The organism is Flavobacterium sp. 28YEA47A, assembly GCF_041262125.1.
Lineage (GTDB): Bacteria > Bacteroidota > Bacteroidia > Flavobacteriales > Flavobacteriaceae > Flavobacterium.
Genome location: NZ_JBGCCI010000017.1, coordinates 1 through 17709 on the forward strand (window position 1 = coordinate 1; position 17709 = coordinate 17709).

The 17709-nt window shown below is 36.2% G+C and carries 17 protein-coding genes; 12 read left to right on the forward strand and 5 right to left on the reverse strand.

The features are described 5' to 3' along the window. Positions 1 to 149: 149 nt before the first annotated feature. Entirely contained in the window at positions 150 to 1490 is a 1341-nt protein-coding gene (locus tag ABH942_RS16465) for a DEAD/DEAH box helicase (RefSeq protein WP_370033907.1), read from the reverse strand. Between the two features lie 88 nt (positions 1491 to 1578). Here ABH942_RS16465 and ABH942_RS16470 point away from each other — a divergent pair, with 88 nt between their 5' ends. Beyond that, a complete protein-coding gene (locus ABH942_RS16470) occupies positions 1579 to 3303 on the forward strand; it encodes a M14 family metallopeptidase (protein WP_370033909.1) in 1725 nt (574 codons plus the stop codon). Positions 3304 to 3335: 32 nt separating this feature from the next. Here the strand turns inward: ABH942_RS16470 and ABH942_RS16475 are convergent, their stop codons facing one another. Then, positions 3336 to 3938 (reverse strand): NUDIX hydrolase, encoded by a 603-nt coding sequence (locus tag ABH942_RS16475; RefSeq protein ID WP_370033911.1) that lies wholly within the window; start codon positions 3936 to 3938, stop codon positions 3336 to 3338. 7 nt (positions 3939 to 3945) lie between these two features. On the opposite strand from ABH942_RS16475, the gene pyrE reads away from it, so the two are divergent. Together pyrE and ABH942_RS16485 are read left to right on the forward strand one after the other, a co-directional pair. After that, complete coding sequence (gene pyrE / locus ABH942_RS16480; RefSeq protein ID WP_370033913.1) at positions 3946 to 4611, forward strand: orotate phosphoribosyltransferase; 666 nt, start codon at positions 3946 to 3948, stop codon at positions 4609 to 4611. A 16-nt stretch (positions 4612 to 4627) separates the two neighbouring features. Next, on the forward strand, positions 4628 to 5020 hold the full coding sequence (locus tag ABH942_RS16485; RefSeq protein WP_370033915.1) for an SRPBCC family protein: 393 nt from the start codon (positions 4628 to 4630) through the stop codon (positions 5018 to 5020). Between the two features lie 50 nt (positions 5021 to 5070). On the opposite strand, the gene ABH942_RS16490 is transcribed toward ABH942_RS16485, so the two are convergent. Further along, positions 5071 to 5802, reverse strand: coding sequence for a biotin--[acetyl-CoA-carboxylase] ligase (locus tag ABH942_RS16490; RefSeq protein WP_370033917.1), 732 nt, complete (start codon positions 5800 to 5802; stop codon positions 5071 to 5073). 94 nt (positions 5803 to 5896) lie between these two features. Between ABH942_RS16490 and rsfS the strand changes: the two genes are divergently transcribed. The 7 genes from rsfS (at position 5897) to ABH942_RS16525 (ending at position 11454) form a co-directional block, all read left to right on the forward strand. Beyond that, complete coding sequence (gene rsfS / locus ABH942_RS16495; protein ID WP_056073898.1) at positions 5897 to 6268, forward strand: ribosome silencing factor; 372 nt, start codon at positions 5897 to 5899, stop codon at positions 6266 to 6268. Positions 6269 to 6282: 14 nt separating this feature from the next. Beyond that, positions 6283 to 8223 carry an ATP-dependent zinc metalloprotease FtsH gene (gene ftsH, locus ABH942_RS16500; protein ID WP_370033920.1) on the forward strand — a complete coding sequence of 647 codons (1941 nt, stop codon included), beginning with the start codon at positions 6283 to 6285 and terminating at the stop codon, positions 8221 to 8223. Positions 8224 to 8334: 111 nt separating this feature from the next. Beyond that, the gene (locus tag ABH942_RS16505; RefSeq protein ID WP_370033922.1) at positions 8335 to 8934 is read left to right on the forward strand and encodes a lactate utilization protein B/C; all 600 of its coding nucleotides are present in this window, start codon (positions 8335 to 8337) and stop codon (positions 8932 to 8934) included. Position 8935: 1 nt separating this feature from the next. Then, positions 8936 to 9748 (forward strand): phosphatidate cytidylyltransferase, encoded by an 813-nt coding sequence (locus tag ABH942_RS16510; protein ID WP_370033924.1) that lies wholly within the window; start codon positions 8936 to 8938, stop codon positions 9746 to 9748. Beyond that, positions 9732 to 10391 carry a phosphatidylserine decarboxylase family protein gene (locus ABH942_RS16515; protein WP_370033926.1) on the forward strand — a complete coding sequence of 220 codons (660 nt, stop codon included), beginning with the start codon at positions 9732 to 9734 and terminating at the stop codon, positions 10389 to 10391. The genes ABH942_RS16510 and ABH942_RS16515 overlap by 17 nt, the downstream gene beginning before the upstream one ends. Beyond that, positions 10391 to 10657, forward strand: coding sequence for an acyl-CoA-binding protein (locus tag ABH942_RS16520; protein ID WP_370033928.1), 267 nt, complete (start codon positions 10391 to 10393; stop codon positions 10655 to 10657). The genes ABH942_RS16515 and ABH942_RS16520 overlap by 1 nt, the downstream gene beginning before the upstream one ends. A gap of 2 nt (positions 10658 to 10659) precedes the next feature. After that, complete coding sequence (locus ABH942_RS16525) at positions 10660 to 11454, forward strand: superoxide dismutase (RefSeq protein WP_370033930.1); 795 nt, start codon at positions 10660 to 10662, stop codon at positions 11452 to 11454. A 59-nt stretch (positions 11455 to 11513) separates the two neighbouring features. Here the strand turns inward: ABH942_RS16525 and ABH942_RS16530 are convergent, their stop codons facing one another. Beyond that, positions 11514 to 14147, reverse strand: coding sequence for a valine--tRNA ligase (locus tag ABH942_RS16530; protein ID WP_370033932.1), 2634 nt, complete (start codon positions 14145 to 14147; stop codon positions 11514 to 11516). A 228-nt stretch (positions 14148 to 14375) separates the two neighbouring features. On the opposite strand from ABH942_RS16530, the gene ABH942_RS16535 reads away from it, so the two are divergent. Next, positions 14376 to 14804: a DUF1573 domain-containing protein gene (locus tag ABH942_RS16535; RefSeq protein ID WP_370033934.1), complete on the forward strand. Its 429-nt coding sequence runs from the start codon at positions 14376 to 14378 to the stop codon at positions 14802 to 14804. A 25-nt stretch (positions 14805 to 14829) separates the two neighbouring features. Here the strand turns inward: ABH942_RS16535 and ABH942_RS16540 are convergent, their stop codons facing one another. Next, positions 14830 to 16155 carry a PDZ domain-containing protein gene (locus tag ABH942_RS16540; protein ID WP_370033936.1) on the reverse strand — a complete coding sequence of 442 codons (1326 nt, stop codon included), beginning with the start codon at positions 16153 to 16155 and terminating at the stop codon, positions 14830 to 14832. A 127-nt stretch (positions 16156 to 16282) separates the two neighbouring features. On the opposite strand from ABH942_RS16540, the gene ABH942_RS16545 reads away from it, so the two are divergent. Then, positions 16283 to 17476: a pyridoxal phosphate-dependent aminotransferase gene (locus tag ABH942_RS16545; RefSeq protein ID WP_370033938.1), complete on the forward strand. Its 1194-nt coding sequence runs from the start codon at positions 16283 to 16285 to the stop codon at positions 17474 to 17476. Positions 17477 to 17709: the final 233 nt, after the last annotated feature.

The window sequence follows — 17709 nt, forward strand, 5'->3', positions numbered from 1 at the left end:
ATCCGAAATCCGAAATCCGAAATCCGAAATCCGAAATCCGAAATCCGAAATCCGAAATCCGAAATCCGAAATCCGAAATCCGAAATCCGAAATCCCAACTATCAACTATCCACTATCCACTATAAACTATCCATTATCAACTATCAAGTTTATTCTTCTTTTTTAATAACCTGTCTTGCGATTTCAATCTTAAACTTCTTTCCTTTCATCTTAGCATCTTTGATATTTTTAAGAAGCTCTCTTACCTTTTGGGATTTAACGGCCGCAAAAGAAATAAAATCTTTTACTTCAATCAGGCCTAAATCGCCTTTTTCTAATTTCCCTTTCTGAGAAAAGAATCCGACAATATCTGTTTTATTTAATTTGTTTTTCTTCCCACCAGAAATATATACTGTTTGGAATTTTGGAGGTTGTGGCAATGAAGCTGTAGTTGTGACATCAAAAACTTCCATACCATAATCAATATAGTCCAGCTTCTTTTCGCTTTCATGTACAATCACATAAGCTGTTCCCGAAGCCATCATCCTGGCCGTACGTCCGTTTCGATGTGTAAATTCATCTTCTTTCATTGGCAGATGGTAATGGATAACATGTTTCATTTCCGGAATATCCAATCCTCTTGCCGCCAAATCAGTTGTAACCAGATAGCTGACACTTCCGTTCCTGAATTGGATTAAAGCACGTTCCCGCTCTTCCTGATCCATCCTTCCGTGATAATAAGTTGAATAAATTCCTTTTTCGTTCAGCAAATCGCTGATTCGTTCCGCTGCATCGCGATGGTTACAGAAAATCAACGCCGATTCAGAGCCTAAAGAACAAATCAGTCGGAACAAAGTATTGATTTTGTCCTTTTCTTCAGAAACGACCATCTTTATAGAAAGATTGGTTTTCTCTTCATTTTCCGGGATAAAATCTAAAATTTCAGGATTCACCACTCGGGTGTACTTAGGAATTTCGATATCGGAAGTGGCAGAAACCAAAATGCGTTTGTCTACTTTTGGCAATCGGGACAGGATAAAAGACATTTCTTCGTGAAAACCGAATTGTAATGACTTATCAAATTCATCCAAAACCACCGTACGTATCTTATCTGTCCTGAAAGTTTCCTTGTCAATATGATCCGCAATTCTTCCCGGAGTTCCAATCAATACTGCGGGCGGATTGCTCAAATTTTTGATTTCCGTTTCCATAGAATGCCCACCATAACAAGTATTGACCTTATAGCCCGTGCCCATTTTTTTCCATACCTGTTCAATTTGCAGACCTAATTCTCTTGACGGCACAACAATTAAGCATTGTACCGAAAGGATTTCAGGCTGTAGAATTTCAAAAACAGGCAGTAAGAAAGCCAAAGTCTTCCCTGAACCTGTTGGTGATAATAATAAAACCGAGTTGTTCTCTAAAATGGCTTCTTGTGCCGTGAGCTGCATTTCATTCAGGCTTTCAATACCTAAATTCAAGAGCAGATTGTTGGAATGGTGATTGTTCATGCTGCAAAGGTAATTTTTTAATGATGAATTACGAATTATGAATTACGACCGACACAAATTCGTAATTTTGATATTTTCAAACCAACCTATGAAATACCTTCTTTCAATCTTCTTACTTTCCATTATGGCAAATGCTCAAAATACAGATTTCCTGACTTCTTATGAAAAAGGAAACAGGAATCAGACCGCTACTTACGAAGAAACAATAGCCTATTTTCAGCTTTTGGACAAAAACTTCGAAACGATTTCCATGCAAGAAATGGGACTGACCGACTCTGGCGAACCGCTGCATATAGTTACATATAATAATGACAAAGACTTTGATTTTAAAAAAATCCAAAAAGATAAAGCCGTCCTTTTAATCAACAACGGAATCCATCCGGGAGAACCTGACGGAATTGATGCCACAATGATGCTCTTTAGAGACCTGGCTTTAGGAAAAATCAAAATCCCAAAGAATTTGGCAATCGTTACTATTCCTATTTACAATATTGGTGGTGCCCTAAATCGTAATTCATTTTCGAGAGCCAACCAAAATGGGCCGGAAAGCTATGGCTTTAGAGGAAATGCAAGAAACTATGACCTAAACCGTGATTTTCTAAAATCGGACACGAGGAATGCACGGAGTTTTGCCCAAATTTTCCATCTCGTCAATCCTGACATTTTTATTGACAATCATGTCAGTAATGGTGCCGATTATCAATATACCTTCACTTATATTGCCACACATTACCAAAAGCTAGGTGGAAATCTTGGGAAGTTTTGGAATTCGGATATGCTTCCCTCTTTATTATCCGACCTAAAAAAGAAAAAAATAGAATCAGTACCTTATGTAAATATCCATGATGAAAAACCAGACGGCGGTTTTGATGCATTTATGGATTATCCAAGATATTCGACCGGTTTTGCATCCATGTTCAATACGATAGGTTCTATGCCGGAAACCCATATGCTGAAAGACTATGCTTCGCGAGTAAAAGTTACGTATGACTATATGATTTCTACTATCGAATATGCCGATAAGAATTATGAGAAAATCAAAAAACTACGCAAAGAAAATTTGCAGAATTATCTTCCGGGTCAAAAATACCCACTACTCTGGGAGTTGGATTCTGACAAAATTTCCAGCATACCGTTTTTAGGCTATGAAGGAGGTTATAAGCCAAGCGAAATTTCAGGAAAACCAAGACTGTTTTATGACCGTTCCAAACCTTTTAGCAAAACCATACCCTATCACAAAGAATACAGGCCTTCTTTGGAAGTGATTATCCCGGATGCCTATATCGTTCCAAAAGCATGGTGGACTATCATTGAACTCCTAAAAATTAACAATATTGAAATGACGCCTCTTGAAAAAGATGTTGAATTTGAAGTAGAAAGTTATCGCATTAAAGATTACAAGACCAGCACTTCTGCTTATGAAGGCCATTATCCGCACCATACCGTAAATGTTATTCCAACAAAGAAAAAAGTAGTATTCAAGAAGGGCGATTTTTTAATCAAGACGCAACAACCAGGTGTTAAATATTTGTTGGAAACTTTAGAGCCGCAAGGAAATGACTCTTATTTCGCATGGAATTTTTTCGATTCCGTATTACAGCAAAAAGAATATTTTTCTGCCTATGTCTTTGAAGACCTTGCCAAACAACTGCTAGATAAAAATCCGGAAATGAAAGCCGAATTTGAAAAGAAAAAGTCAGAAGATCCAAAATTTGCAGATTCTGGCGAAGCCCAATTGGACTGGGTTTACCGCCATTCTGATTACTACGAAAAATCACATATGGAATATCCGGTTTTCAGAATTATGAAGTAAGCAATCTTAGATAAAGACAATAAAAAAAGCTCCTATTTCTGGAGCTTTTCTGTTTCAAATAACAACTTGATATTTTCGTATGAGTTTTTTAATGCTTCCTGGATTTGTTCCGGATTAAGCCACGCCACTTTTTCAATTCCTTCTTCTTCCTGAGGCGTTGGAGTTCCTTCAAAATCGGTTTTCATTTCAAACCAGTGTGTGATTTTTAGTTTATACCTTCCGTTTCGCATAAAAACATGGTAGGTTTTCTGTAACTTCTTTGTAATTGATAATCCTGATACGCCAGTTTCTTCACTTACTTCACGAATTGCCGTATTTTCTATCTCCTCTCCTTTTTCAATGCCTCCTTTTGGCAGGTCCCATTTTCCGTTTCGAAAGATAAAAAGTACCTCTCCTTTTTTATTATAAACCAGTCCGCCTCCAGCTTTGTTCACCAGAATCTTTTCTTTCAGCTTTTTCATAATTTCCTTTTCATCAGGATGATATAGATAAGCCTTTTGGATTTTATTCTGAAACATTTTCACTATAAGCTGATGAATATCAACACTTTCCAAAAGAAAAAATTGAAAATCGGTTTCTTTAACTATCTGATTAGTTAAAAAAAGTGGTTTATCGTTGACAAAAACTTTATACATTTGTAGTATGATTTTTAATAAAGACACCGCCCAAAAAACAGCCGAATTGCTTTTACAAATAAATGCAATTAAATTGAATCCTAAAAATCCTTTTACATGGGCTTCCGGATGGAAATCTCCCATTTATTGTGATAACAGGATAACTCTCTCATTTCCACCTATCAGAAATTACATCCGTGAAGAATTTTCTAAAAACCTGGAAAAACAGTTCGGAAAGCCTGATGTGATTGCTGGTGTAGCTACCGGAGCAATTGGAATTGGAATGCTCGTTGCTGAATATATGGGGCTTCCGTTCGTATATGTACGTCCGGAACCTAAAAAACACGGAAGACAAAACCAGATTGAAGGCTTTTTGCAAAAAGGGCAAAATGTTGTCGTTATTGAAGACCTGATTAGCACTGGAAACAGCAGCCTTTTGGCAGTTGAAGCATTAAGAGAAGCCGGAGCTAACGTAAAAGGAATGGCAGCCATTTTTACTTATGGCTTTGATGTTTCTGTTGAAAATTTCAAAAAAGCAAACATCGACCTGTTTACCTTAAGCAATTATGAAAATCTTCTAGAATTAGCAGTCGCTAAAAAATACATTACCGAAGAAGAACAAGAAACATTAAAAATCTGGAGCAAGAGTCCTGCAACATGGGATGTTGAAAGTGACAATGCATCAGTAAAATAACATTAATCACAGCAACATGAATTTAGAAAGTCCAAAAACGAGCGTCCAAAAACCAGCTCAATATATGTTTGACCAATTGACAGACGTAAAGAATTTTGAAAAATTAATGCCTGATAACATTGCAAAATTTGAAGTTACGGGCGAAGATTCTTTTATTTTTGGATTAAAGGGAATGCCTGAAATCAAATTAAAGATGAAAGACAAAATAGCCCCTACTAAAATAGTTTTAGGAGCTGCAAGCGACAAACTTCCTTTTTCACTTACTGCCAACATCACACCTACTTCAGACGATTCAAGCGATGTACAGTTATTTTTCGAAGGTGAATTTAATGCAATGATGGCAATGATGGTCAAAGGTCCAATCAGTAAGTTCATTGAAACCTTATCTGGAAATATGCACAAGCTGTAAAAAGCAAAAACATAGATAAAAAAGCCTTTCAAATGAAAGGCTTTTTGTTTTTAGTATAGCATCCTGATTTCTTTTATTTCATAAGACTTTACAAAATCATCTTCCAATGTCAGTTGAAGTTTTCCGGATTGGTCAACGCCGTTGATAATCCCCATGAATTTGCTTCCTTTTACATTTTCAAAAGGCATTGGAATTCCTTTTTTGTAAAGACAAGCATGATATTTCTCCCAAATAGACTCGGTGTTTTTATTCAGGATTAAGGAAACATTTCGTGTCAGGCATTCAATAATAGGAATCAAAATAGTTTCCTTGTCAATATCCTTGCCCAGCAAAAGTGACAACGAAGAAGCTTTTGGAAGATTCTCGAAATCCCTTTGATTGACGTTAAGTCCAATACCTACAATTGAAAATATCTCGCCATTGCTTTTTATGCTATTTTCAATCAATATGCCACCTATTTTTTTGCCTTCTGCCAAAATGTCGTTTGGCCATTTTATAGCCAAATCCTTAATTTCTAAAAAAGATAAAGCCTCAATAATGCTGACTGCTGCCGCCACATTCAAATGAAAAATCTGATTGACTTCCAGCAGCAGGTCTTTAACCAAAACACTAAAAGTCAGGTTTTTACCAGCTTGAACATTCCATTTCGATCCCATTTGTCCCTTGCCATTAGTCTGGTTTTCAGCAGTAACAATCGTGAAGTTTTCCACAAATTGTTGTTGCAATAATCCCTTAAGATAATCGTTGGTAGAGTTAATGGCATCGAGTTTGATGATATTCATAAAAAATAATTGAAGTTTATCGTTTTTAATCTTATGTTAAGGTTCAAAAATAACGACAAAAAATGATAACTTTGCGAAAACATAAAAATTTTAAATGGCGAAAAAAAATATAAGCAATGACGATCTGTTAGCCCACATCATCAAAGGGATTGAAGAAGTAAAAGGCAATGACATTGATATTTTAGATTTAAGAGCAATCGACAACACCGTTTGTGATTATTTTGTAATCTGCAACGGTACTTCAAATACTCAGGTTAACTCCATAGTTAACTCTGTCCAAAAAACAGTTTCAAAAGAATTAAAAGATAAGCCTTGGCACGTTGAAGGTACTGAAAACGGCGAATGGGTGTTGATGGATTATGTGAATATTGTTGTTCATGTTTTCCAAAAGCATATCCGCGAGTACTACAACATCGAGAGCTTGTGGGGTGATGCTAAAATCACTACAATCCAAAACAAATACTAAAAGAAAAGACAGCAATGGCTAAAGATAACAATACAAATCCTAATCCTAAAAAATTCAGGTTAAGCCCGTGGTGGATTTACGGTGGCTTGATCTTGTTTTTCTTTATCCTGAACTGGGCTTCCGGTGGCTCAAGTTGGGGAGAAACCAGCAAGGCATCTGCTTCTGACTTCAACAAAATGCTTGAAAAAGGGCAGATTGAAAAAGTTATAGTCTACAACAAAAGTGAGGCTGAAATATTCCTGAATAAAACAGGACTGGCAGATCCGATTAATAAAAAAGTAACCAAAGATATTTTTGATAAGCCAAATCCTGGCCCTCACTATATCCTTGAAAATATAGGAAGTGAAGATATCTTCCAAAAGAAACTGGAAGCAGCTCAGCTGGAAGGAAAACTAAAAGATTACAACTTTTTGCCAAAAAGCAATTGGAGTGAAATCTTTATCGCTTTGCTACCTATCCTGATTATCATAGGAATCTGGCTTTTCATCATGAGAAGAATGTCAGGTGGTGGTGCTGCAGGCGGTGGCGGTCAAATATTCAATATTGGAAAGTCAAAAGCCAAATTATTTGACGAAAAGACCGATGTAAAAGTGACATTTAAAGATGTTGCCGGACTTGAAGGAGCAAAAGAAGAAGTACAGGAAATTGTAGAATTCCTGAAAAATCCTGAAAAATATACCAATCTTGGTGGTAAAATCCCAAAAGGAGCTCTTTTGGTAGGACCTCCGGGAACTGGAAAGACCTTATTGGCAAAAGCAGTTGCCGGCGAAGCAAAAGTGCCATTCTTTTCGCTTTCAGGTTCTGATTTCGTTGAAATGTTTGTGGGTGTGGGTGCTTCCCGAGTAAGAGACTTATTCAAGCAGGCCAAAGAAAAATCTCCTGCCATCATATTTATTGATGAGATTGATGCTGTTGGACGTGCCAGAGGCAAAAACAATATGTCAGGCTCAAACGACGAGCGTGAAAACACACTGAACCAATTACTTACAGAAATGGATGGTTTTGGCACAAATACGAACGTAATTGTTTTGGCTGCTACCAACCGTGCTGATGTATTGGACAAGGCCCTTATGAGAGCCGGTCGTTTTGACAGACAGATTTATGTAGACTTACCGGACATCAGAGAACGTAAGGAAATTTTTGAAGTACACTTGGCTCCTTTGAAAAAAGTTGAAGGCTTGGACACTGATTTCTTAGCAAAACAAACACCTGGTTTTTCTGGAGCTGATATTGCAAACGTATGTAACGAGGCTGCTTTAATTGCTGCCCGAAAAGATAAAAAAGCCGTTGACAAACAAGACTTCCTTGATGCTGTTGACAGAATAATTGGTGGTCTTGAAAAGAAAAACAAGATTATTACACCAGAAGAAAAACGCGCTATTGCTATACACGAAGCCGGTCACGCAACCGTAAGCTGGATGTTGGAGCACGCTGCACCACTGATTAAAGTAACAATTGTTCCTAGAGGACAAAGTTTAGGAGCGGCTTGGTATCTTCCGGAAGAAAGACAGATTGTAAGAACGGACCAGATGTTAGACGAAATGTGTGCAACAATGGGAGGACGTGCAGCAGAAAAAGTAACATTCAATAGAATTTCTACTGGTGCATTAAGCGATCTTGAAAAGGTTACTAAACAAGCCAGAGCTATGATTACCGTTTATGGTTTGAACGACAAGTTAGGAAATGTTACCTATTACGATTCATCAGGACAGGGCGAATATAACTTCTCAAAACCGTATTCTGAGGACACAGCAAAGATTATTGACAAAGAAATTTCAGACTTAATCGAAGGTCAATACCAAAGAGCTATCCAAATTCTTGAGGAAAATAAGGATAAATTGAACCAATTGGCCGATATTCTGATAGAAAAAGAAGTAATTTTCAAAGATGACTTAGAAACTATTTTTGGCAAACGCGCTTTTGGTGAAGCAGTTGAAGAAGTCTTCGAAGAATAAATCACACTTTTTAAGAATTTTTACAAAAATCTTAATTCGAAAGCAGTTTTGAATTAAGATTTTTTTATCTTTGATTGTTTTGAAATTGCAAACAAAGAATTTGGCCAATTTATGAGTCTGTTTAAAAAACTTTTTGGCGCCAGCGAATCCTCTGATGACGATAAAGATGGCAACTTAAGTCCATTCAATCCCGAAACTGTAATTCCGGCGGATGAATTATTTACCCTGAACTTTAAAAAGAACGGAGGCAAATTCTTGTATTGTGAAAATCTTGAGGAGGCAAAAGATCATTTCGAACACATCCTTGAAGAAAACGACTGGTTTGAATCGGAAGCACTTTGTTTTGAACCCAAACTTTTCAGTCTGCTTGAAGAAAACAAGCTTTCTTATACCAAACCTGCAAATCCTAGATTTCTTTTAGCCGGTTGTGAAAACCTGATTGCTGACGAAGGTTCTGTTCTGTTTTCATCAAATCAGATAAAACAGTACAAACCTAACGAATTGCCTAGTAACATTGTTATTCTTGCTACAACGAGCCAAATTCTGGCTAGTAAAAGCGATGGGCTTCGTGAAATCAAAAGAAAATACGAAAAGGATTATCCTACCAATATTACCACAATAAAATATTTCGAAAAGGCAAAAGATGAGGACTTCCTTCAATATGGAAGTGTTGCTAAAAATCTCTATCTGCTGCTTTTAGAAGACCTTTAAAATGCGCGAAACCCTAACGAGATCACTATCTGGACTGGTCTACATTCTTCTTCTGATCGGGGCGACTCTTTATTCCCTTGACAGCTTTCTTCTGCTTTTTGGATTATTTCTGGCAGTATGTACCGTCGAATTCTGTGATTTAGTAAATCTCAAGAAACCCATTCCACTATTGCTTGCTCTTGGCGGATATGCCTTATTTGCCTATTTCAATACTTTTAATAAAACCAACGATTGGCTTTTAACCGGAGCAGCCCTTTTTGTATCCATAAGGCTCATTCTATTTCTATTTAGTGAAAAAAGACAGAAAGTAGATCTACCGTCAAAATATGTTTATTTAATTGGCTATATCATACTTCCTTTTATCCTGTTGACAAAAATTCCTTATGAAGCGACAGTATTCAATCCAAAAATTCTGATTGGCCTATTTATCCTGATCTGGACTAATGACACATTCGCTTATATCGTTGGAAAATCTATCGGAAAAAGAAAACTTTACGAAAAAATATCACCTAAAAAAACCATTGAAGGCTTTTTAGGAGGATTGATTTTTGCAATCATTGCCAGTATTATCATTGCTGTTTATTTTACCAAACAGCCTATATTTATTTGGATTATCTTTGCCTTGATTGCCGGAATCTTTGGAACAATTGGTGACTTAGTAGAATCAAAGTTCAAAAGAATTGCCGGAGTTAAAGATAGCGGTAAAATCATGCCGGGACATGGAGGCATCCTAGATCGGTTAGATAGTATTATATTTGTATCACCATTCATTTTTTTGTTTTATCAAATTTTAGATTATGTTCAAATTTCATAAAGAAGGAGCTAAAATTATTCTTATAACCTGCGCAGTAGTCGTTGCTATAGTTTTGCTAACTGATTCGTTGATTCCTAATTTCTGGGTTTTAAAAACCATACAGATTATCTCGTTAGTATTTCTTATATTAGTACTTCAGTTCTTTAGAAATCCTAAAAGATATACCCTGATAAACGAAAATCAGATTATTGCACCCGTAGACGGAAAAGTTGTTGTGATTGAAGAAGTTTATGAAAGTGAGTATTTTAAAGATAAAAGACTCATGGTTTCCATTTTCATGTCACCAATCAATGTGCATGTAACCCGTTATGCCATGAATGGAATCATAAAATTCAGCAAATACCATCCGGGTAAATATCTTGTGGCCTGGCATCCAAAAGCAAGCGAAGAAAATGAAAGAACGACCGTAGTTATCGAAAACACTACTTTTGGAGAAATATTATACCGTCAGATTGCCGGAGCTTTAGCAAGAAGAATTGTAAACTATGCTAAAGAAGGAATGCAGGTAATCCAGGGTGAAGATGCCGGATTTATCAAATTCGGTTCAAGAGTGGATTTGTATCTGCCTCTTGGTACAGAAATTAATGTGAAATTGAATCAAAAAGCAGTTGGAGGTATAACCGTAATTGCAACGAAGTCTTAATGTCGGAAAAAGATTTAGATACTCTGTTTGAAGAAGCCTATGAATTGGCTTCAAACATGACAGAACCTCTACCGCAGGATGTCATGTTACGAATTTATGCTTATTATAAACAGGCAACTCAAGGCACTGCAAAATCAAAAAGAGTAACCAGTGTGGATTTAAGAGATGCTTTTAAAACGAATGCCTGGATGCAGATCAGCCATTTGTCAAGTGATGAAGCAAAGCGACTTTATATTGAAACTATTCATTCACTAATTAAAAAATAATTATGAAAACAACGCAATTATTTCTTTCGAGCCTGGTACTGGCATTCGTATTGCAATCTTGCAATAAAGAAAAAAAATTAGACGAAGTTGAAGTACCGCTTCCTGCTGCCACTGAAGAAAAAGCTCCTATGGGCAATCCAGATGATGTAGCAGCTGAGCCAGGCGCTTTCAAAATGATGAAACTTCCTTATGCATATGATGCTTTGGAACCATATATTGATGCCAGAACGGTTGAAATCCACTATTCTAAACACCATGTAGGATATGTAAACAACCTGAACAAGGCTATTGCAGGAACAGCATTAGAAAAACAAACTATTGAGGAAATCTTATCTAAATTAGATTTGGAAAACAAAGCAGTTCGTAATAATGCAGGAGGATATTATAACCATAACCTTTACTGGGAAATCATGGGACCTAAAAAAGGCGGCGAGCCTACAGGTGCGCTTGCAGAAGCTATCAAAAAGGATCTTGGTTCTTTTGAAAACTTCAAGACGCAATTGACAGAAGCGGCTACAAAGCAATTTGGTTCAGGATGGGCATGGTTAGTAGTTGACAAAACAGGAAAACTTGTTATTGGAAGCACTCCAAACCAAGACAATCCTTTAATGCCAAATATGTCAATTTCCGGTACTCCAATCTTAGGTTTGGATGTTTGGGAACATGCTTATTACTTAAAATACCAAAACAAAAGACCTGATTATATCACAGCCTTTTTCAACCTGATTAACTGGGATGCCGTTGCTAAAAAATATGAAGCGGCAAAAACTCCAGCTACTCCAGCTCCTAAAGTTTAAAAGTATTTAAATAAAAAAAGCCCCAAATTAATGGGGCTTTTTTATTGGTATATGTTACCTTATTTTAAACTAGCTAAACTTTGCTCAATAATAGCAATCTTAGCCAAAGCATCTGCTTCTTTCTTTCTCTCGATTTCCAAGACTTTTTCAGGAGCATTGTTTACAAATTTTTCATTTGACAATTTCACCTGAACCGATTTCAAGAAACCTTGAGTATATTTCAATTCTTCAGAAAGCTTTGCCATTTCTTCTTCTACATCAACTGATCCGCTGATTGGTACAAAATACTCATTAGATTTTGCACGGAACATCAAGGCTCCTGTTACAGCTTCTGAAACATATTCAAAAGAACTAATATTGCCCAATTTTGTAATTACAGCATCAAAATAGGTCGAAGCATTATCGTTATTAATCGCTTTTAATTCGATTGAATCTTTAAAAGGAATATTTTTCTCCTTTCTGATAGTTCTTATTCCTGAAATCACTTCTGTCGCAAAATCAAAATTAGCAATCAATTTCGCATCAAAGGGTTTTGATTCCGGCCATGTCGAAATGATTAAGGCCTGTTCAGGAGTTCTGTCTGCAATATGCTGCCAGATTTCTTCAGTAAGGAACGGCATGAACGGATGCAATAATTTCAAGTTGTTTTCCAACATTTCAATAGCCTTGTCAAACGTTTTTCTGTCAATTGGCGCCTGGTAAGCCGGCTTAATCATTTCAAGGAACCAAGAGCAGAAATCATCCCAAACTAACTTATAGATACCCATCAAAGCATCTGAAATTCTGTATTTTTCAAAATGATCTTCAATTTCCACTAAAGTCTGCTGTAATTTTGCTTCAAACCACTCAATAGCCACTTTTGAAGATTCGGGTTGTGGAATCGTATCGCTTATCTCCCATCCTTTTATCAATCGGAAGGCATTCCATACCTTATTTGTAAATGACTTTCCTTGATTACATAATTCTTCATCAAACAAAATGTCATTTCCGGCAGCAGCGCTTAATAATAGACCAACACGTACACCATCTGCACTAAATTCTTCTATCAAATCCAGTGGATCAGGTGAGTTTCCTAATGATTTTGACATCTTACGACGTTGTTTATCACGAACCAAACCTGTCAGGTAAACATTTGTAAATGGTTTTTCTCCCGTATATTCATAACCAGCAATAATCATCCTTGCTACCCAGAAAAACAAGATATCCGGAGCTGTAACTAAGTCATTTGTTGGATAGTAATATTTAAAATCTTTGTTTTCAGGTTCCATAATGCCTCCAAAAACAGACATTGGCCATAGCCAAGCTGAAAACCAGGTATCTAAAGCATCAACATCTTGACGCAAATCTTCTGCTTTCAAATCTGCTTTTCCAGTTGTTTTTTGGGCAAGAATTACGGCATCTTCAATTGTTTCAGCTACGACAAAATCTTCTTTGCCATCACCATAGAAAAACGCTGGAATTCTATGTCCCCACCAAAGCTGACGAGAAATATTCCAATCACGGATATTTTCCAACCAATGGCGGTATGTATTTTCAAAACGTTTCGGATACAATTTGATCTCTTCTGTTTCAAGAACGGCTTTGATAGCCGGCTTTACCAATTCCTCCATTTTTAGGAACCATTGATCAGACAAGCGAGGTTCAATTACTGCCTTTGTTCTTTCTGAAGTTCCTACTTTGTTAAGATGCGTTTCTGTTTTTGCCAAACTTCCGTTCGCTTCTAATTCTTTGGCTATTTCTTCACGAACTACAAAACGATCTTTTCCTGCATAGTGCAATCCAAAAGAGTTTAGTGTTGCGTCTTCATTGAAAATATCGATTACTTCAAGATTATGTTTGTCTCCTAAAGTCTTGTCATTCATATCGTGAGCCGGAGTTACTTTCAAACATCCTGTCCCGAATTCAACATCAACATAGTCATCTTCAATAATAGGAATTACTCTCCCTGCAATAGGGACGATTGCTTTTTTGCCTTTCAGATGCGTAAAACGCTCATCATCCGGGTTAATACAAATAGCCGTATCACCAAAAATTGTTTCAGGACGTGTAGTCGCAATTGTCAAGAAGTCATTGCTTCCTTCAATTTGATATTTTAAGAAATAAAGTTTTCCTTGTCTTTCTTCAAAGATTACTTCTTCATCTGATAAAGTTGTCTTTGCTTCCGGATCCCAATTAACCATTCTATAGCCGCGGTAAATCATTCCTTTGTTGTATAAATCAACAAAAGACCTGATTACAGAAGCAGACATATCCGGATCCATTGTAAATTTTGTCCTTTCCCAATCGCAAGAAGCTCCTAACTTTTTTAACTGGTCAAGGATAACACCACCATATTTATGGGTCCAATCCCAGGCATGTTCTAAAAACTCTTCACGAGACAAATCATTTTTATTGATTCCTTCCGCTTTTAATTTTGCTACAACTTTAGCTTCGGTAGCAATCGATGCATGATCCGTACCCGGAACCCAGCAAGCATTGAAACCTTTCAGACGTGCACGACGAATCAGAACATCTTGTATGGTATTATTCAACATATGTCCCATATGCAAGACACCTGTGACGTTTGGTGGCGGGATCGTAATCGTATAAGGCGTTCTGTGATCTGGTTCAGAATGGAAATAGTTGTTCTCCATCCAGTAGCTATACCATTTTTGTTCTACTGATTTGGCATCGAATTGCGCTGGAATTGTCATCTTTTCGTCTTCGTTTTTTCTAAATTGTTTTTTAAGTGCTTGCAAAAAATCCGCAATTATCAAGCCTGTCTATCCTCTTTAAATACAAAAAGTAAGCTTGGTATGAAATTTGCGAATCTTAAGCTACAAAAGTAATTAAGTATGTGCAGTATAAAAAATTAAGATTTAATAATTTGCACATTAATCAAAACTAAGTAATTTTACTAAACACTAACTAAAATTTTTATGATGAAAAAAATACTAAGTTTATTTGCAGTCATGATGTTTGGCGTTTCAGCCATGGCACAAACCGGACCAAAAATCGAATTCAAAGAAGAAACGATAGATTATGGAACTGTTACTAAAGGTGAAGATTCCGGATTGAGAGTTTTTGAATTTAAGAATATTGGTGATGCGCCTTTAATCATTAATGATGTAAAATCATCATGTGGATGTACCGTACCTACAAAACCTCAAGAACCGATCATGCCTGGAAAAACCGGCAAGATTGAAGTACAATATAACATGAATCCTGGCCCTATCAGCAAGACTATCACTGTTCAGTCTAATGCTGTCAATAAGGATAGCGGCATCATTCCGTTACGAATTAAAGGAAATGTCATCGTTAAAGAAGAAGTTAACCTGATGGAGAAAAAGAAAACACTTCCAAGTTCATAAAAAATCCCGCTGATGCGGGATTTTTTTATAATATCTTTTTAAGCTGAAATTTAAATGCAATAATTTTTGATTTCCTTTCAACATCCATATAAATCCATTTCCCTTCTTCTGACTGCAAGAGATCACTTATTTTTTGGATTGTATAGCCATGGGTCTTTTTTTTGTTTATTCTAACAATTTTATCACCTGCCTGTAAGCCTGCAAGATCTGCCGGAGATCCACTCCTTATACTGGCAATTTCAAAAACTGGTTTCAGAGAAAATTTATATCTAAAATTGCTATCATTAAAATTATCCAAACCTCCATCTACTTTTACACCATAATTGGATTTTGTTTCAAGCCTTATTGCCTCCTGCACAAATTCTACTCCATTATGCTGTACTACAATACCGCTCATATTATAATTGAAAGGTTTTTTAAATTTTGAATTCTTTTTCAGGTATATAAATTGTTGTTCATAATCTAAAACGACATTAAACCTATGTAAAATTTCACCTCCTAATGAGCCGTTACGCCCTTCAATAATTCCAATCTTAGGGAAATACATTTCATAAGGATAAGAAACCAAGGCTTCATTCAAAGTAAAATCTGCAACTTTAACAGTCTTTACCCTTGATTTTTTGCCAATAATCAGTCCGTTGAGTCCCCTACCCAAAATATCTTCAAAAAAATTGTCTCCAGTTCTTATCTTCTTGTTTTCAAATAGCCACAAGCCATCTCCCAAACCAATATCTATCAAGAGTTTTAAGTCCAATGTATCTTCTTCAACCTTAGCAATCACATCAATATAAGGCCTCTTATCTATAACTTTTATCCGATGTTTCAAATACTTTTTAAATTTTTTCTTTTCAAGGAATTCCCTAGTCCGATGAATTGTCACTATCTTTTTTTGATAATTGATTTCAATCGGATATTCCTTAAAAAAAGAATAACCTATGACTCCATTGACAGGTATGCCCAATCTGGATGAAAAATTCACATCCTGATCCAGTACTATTAATATTGGAAACTTGTTATCCTCATACGAAGAAACTTTAATCTTATTGTCGATAGAGAGTAAAGCCTCAATAATTTCTTCTGACCCTATACCTCTGACTTTTACTTTTTTGTAATTTTTAAATTGTATGGAATCATTTTCAGGAAGACTGAAAATCATTGAATTATCGGCCCCGGTATCTAGTAACATATTTAACTTGACATTATTAATCTCAACAGGAATAACAATCAGATTATAAATATGCTGAAAAGGGATTTCAATCTTATTTTTATTTGAATTCCACTGAAATCCTTCTTGCCCAAAAAATGAACAGGGTATTGCCAATAAAAAAAGAACAAGTATTCTTAATTTCATATGCACCTTTTTTATATTAAATGTAGAAAATTTTAATGAATTGATAACATTTTAACTCTGTTTTGGATATACTTTTTTCTATATTTCTTGAAAAAAAGTCGCAAATTTGCATACAAAATAATAAGTCATGCCAAAAATTTCTACTAAAGGACAGCACATGCCCGAATCACCAATACGAAAATTGGTTCCCTATTCAGAAATAGCAAAAAAGAAAGGCCATAAAGTCTATCATCTTAATATAGGCCAGCCCGATATCAAGACTCCGGAAGTTGCTTTAAACGCAGTAAAAAATACCAATATTACGGTTTTGGAATACAGTCATTCCGCAGGTTTTGAAAGCTACAGAAACAAGCTTTCTCAATATTATCAAACACATGGATTGCCTATCAATACTGCTGATATAATTATCACAACCGGTGGATCTGAAGCATTACTTTTCGCTATGGGAAGCACAATGGATCAAGGTGATGAAATTATCATTCCTGAGCCATTCTATGCAAATTATAATGGATTCTCAACTGCTTCGGGTGTTACTGTCGTTCCTGTAATTTCGACAATTGACGAAGGTTTTGCATTACCTCCTATTGCTGCTTTTGAAAAGCTAATCACACCAAAGACCAAAGCAATTCTTATCTGCAACCCTGGAAATCCAACCGGATATTTATATTCAAAAGAAGAAATATTACAGCTTGCTGAAATTGTAAAAAAACACGATCTGTTCCTGATTGCTGACGAAGTATACCGAGAATTCATCTATGATGGCGAAAAACATTTTTCTATCATGAATGTTCCGGGCTTAGAAGAAAATGCCATCATGATTGACTCTGTTTCTAAAAGATACAGTATGTGTGGAGCGCGTATTGGATGTATCGTTTCTAAAAACAAAGAAGTAATGGCTACTGCTATGAAATTTGCGCAGGCACGTTTGAGTCCACCTACTTTAGCACAAATTGCCAGTGAAGCTGCTTTAGATACTCCTCAAAGTTATTTTGATGATGTTATTACAGAATACAGAGACAGACGTGATACTCTTATAGCAGGGCTACAGAAAATAGAAGGTGTTAAAGTTGCCACTCCTAAAGGAGCTTTTTACTGTATTGCCAAACTTCCTGTAAAAAATGCTGACGATTTCGCACAATGGTTATTGGAATCGTATGATTTAAATGGAGAGACTATTATGGTTGCTCCGGCTGCTGGATTCTATTCCACACCAAATGTAGGATTAGATGAAGTACGAATTGCTTATGTACTTAAAAAAGAAGATCTGATCCGTTCAGTAGAAATCCTTGAAGACGCATTAAAGAAATACAACAACAAATAAGAATAGAATAAAAGAAAGCTCCTGTTATTAGGAGCTTTTTTTATTACCTACTCCTATCCATTCCTATTCATAAAAACTAAAAAAGGCTTCCGAATTCGGAAGCCTTTTTTTATTAATAACCTTTATAATAATTATCTTTTTAACGAGAAGTGAGCCTTGAACTCCTTGCTCGCACTGTTCTCCTTGTAGAGTACCTTGAACCAGTAGTCGGTCGATGGCAGCGGGTGCCCGTT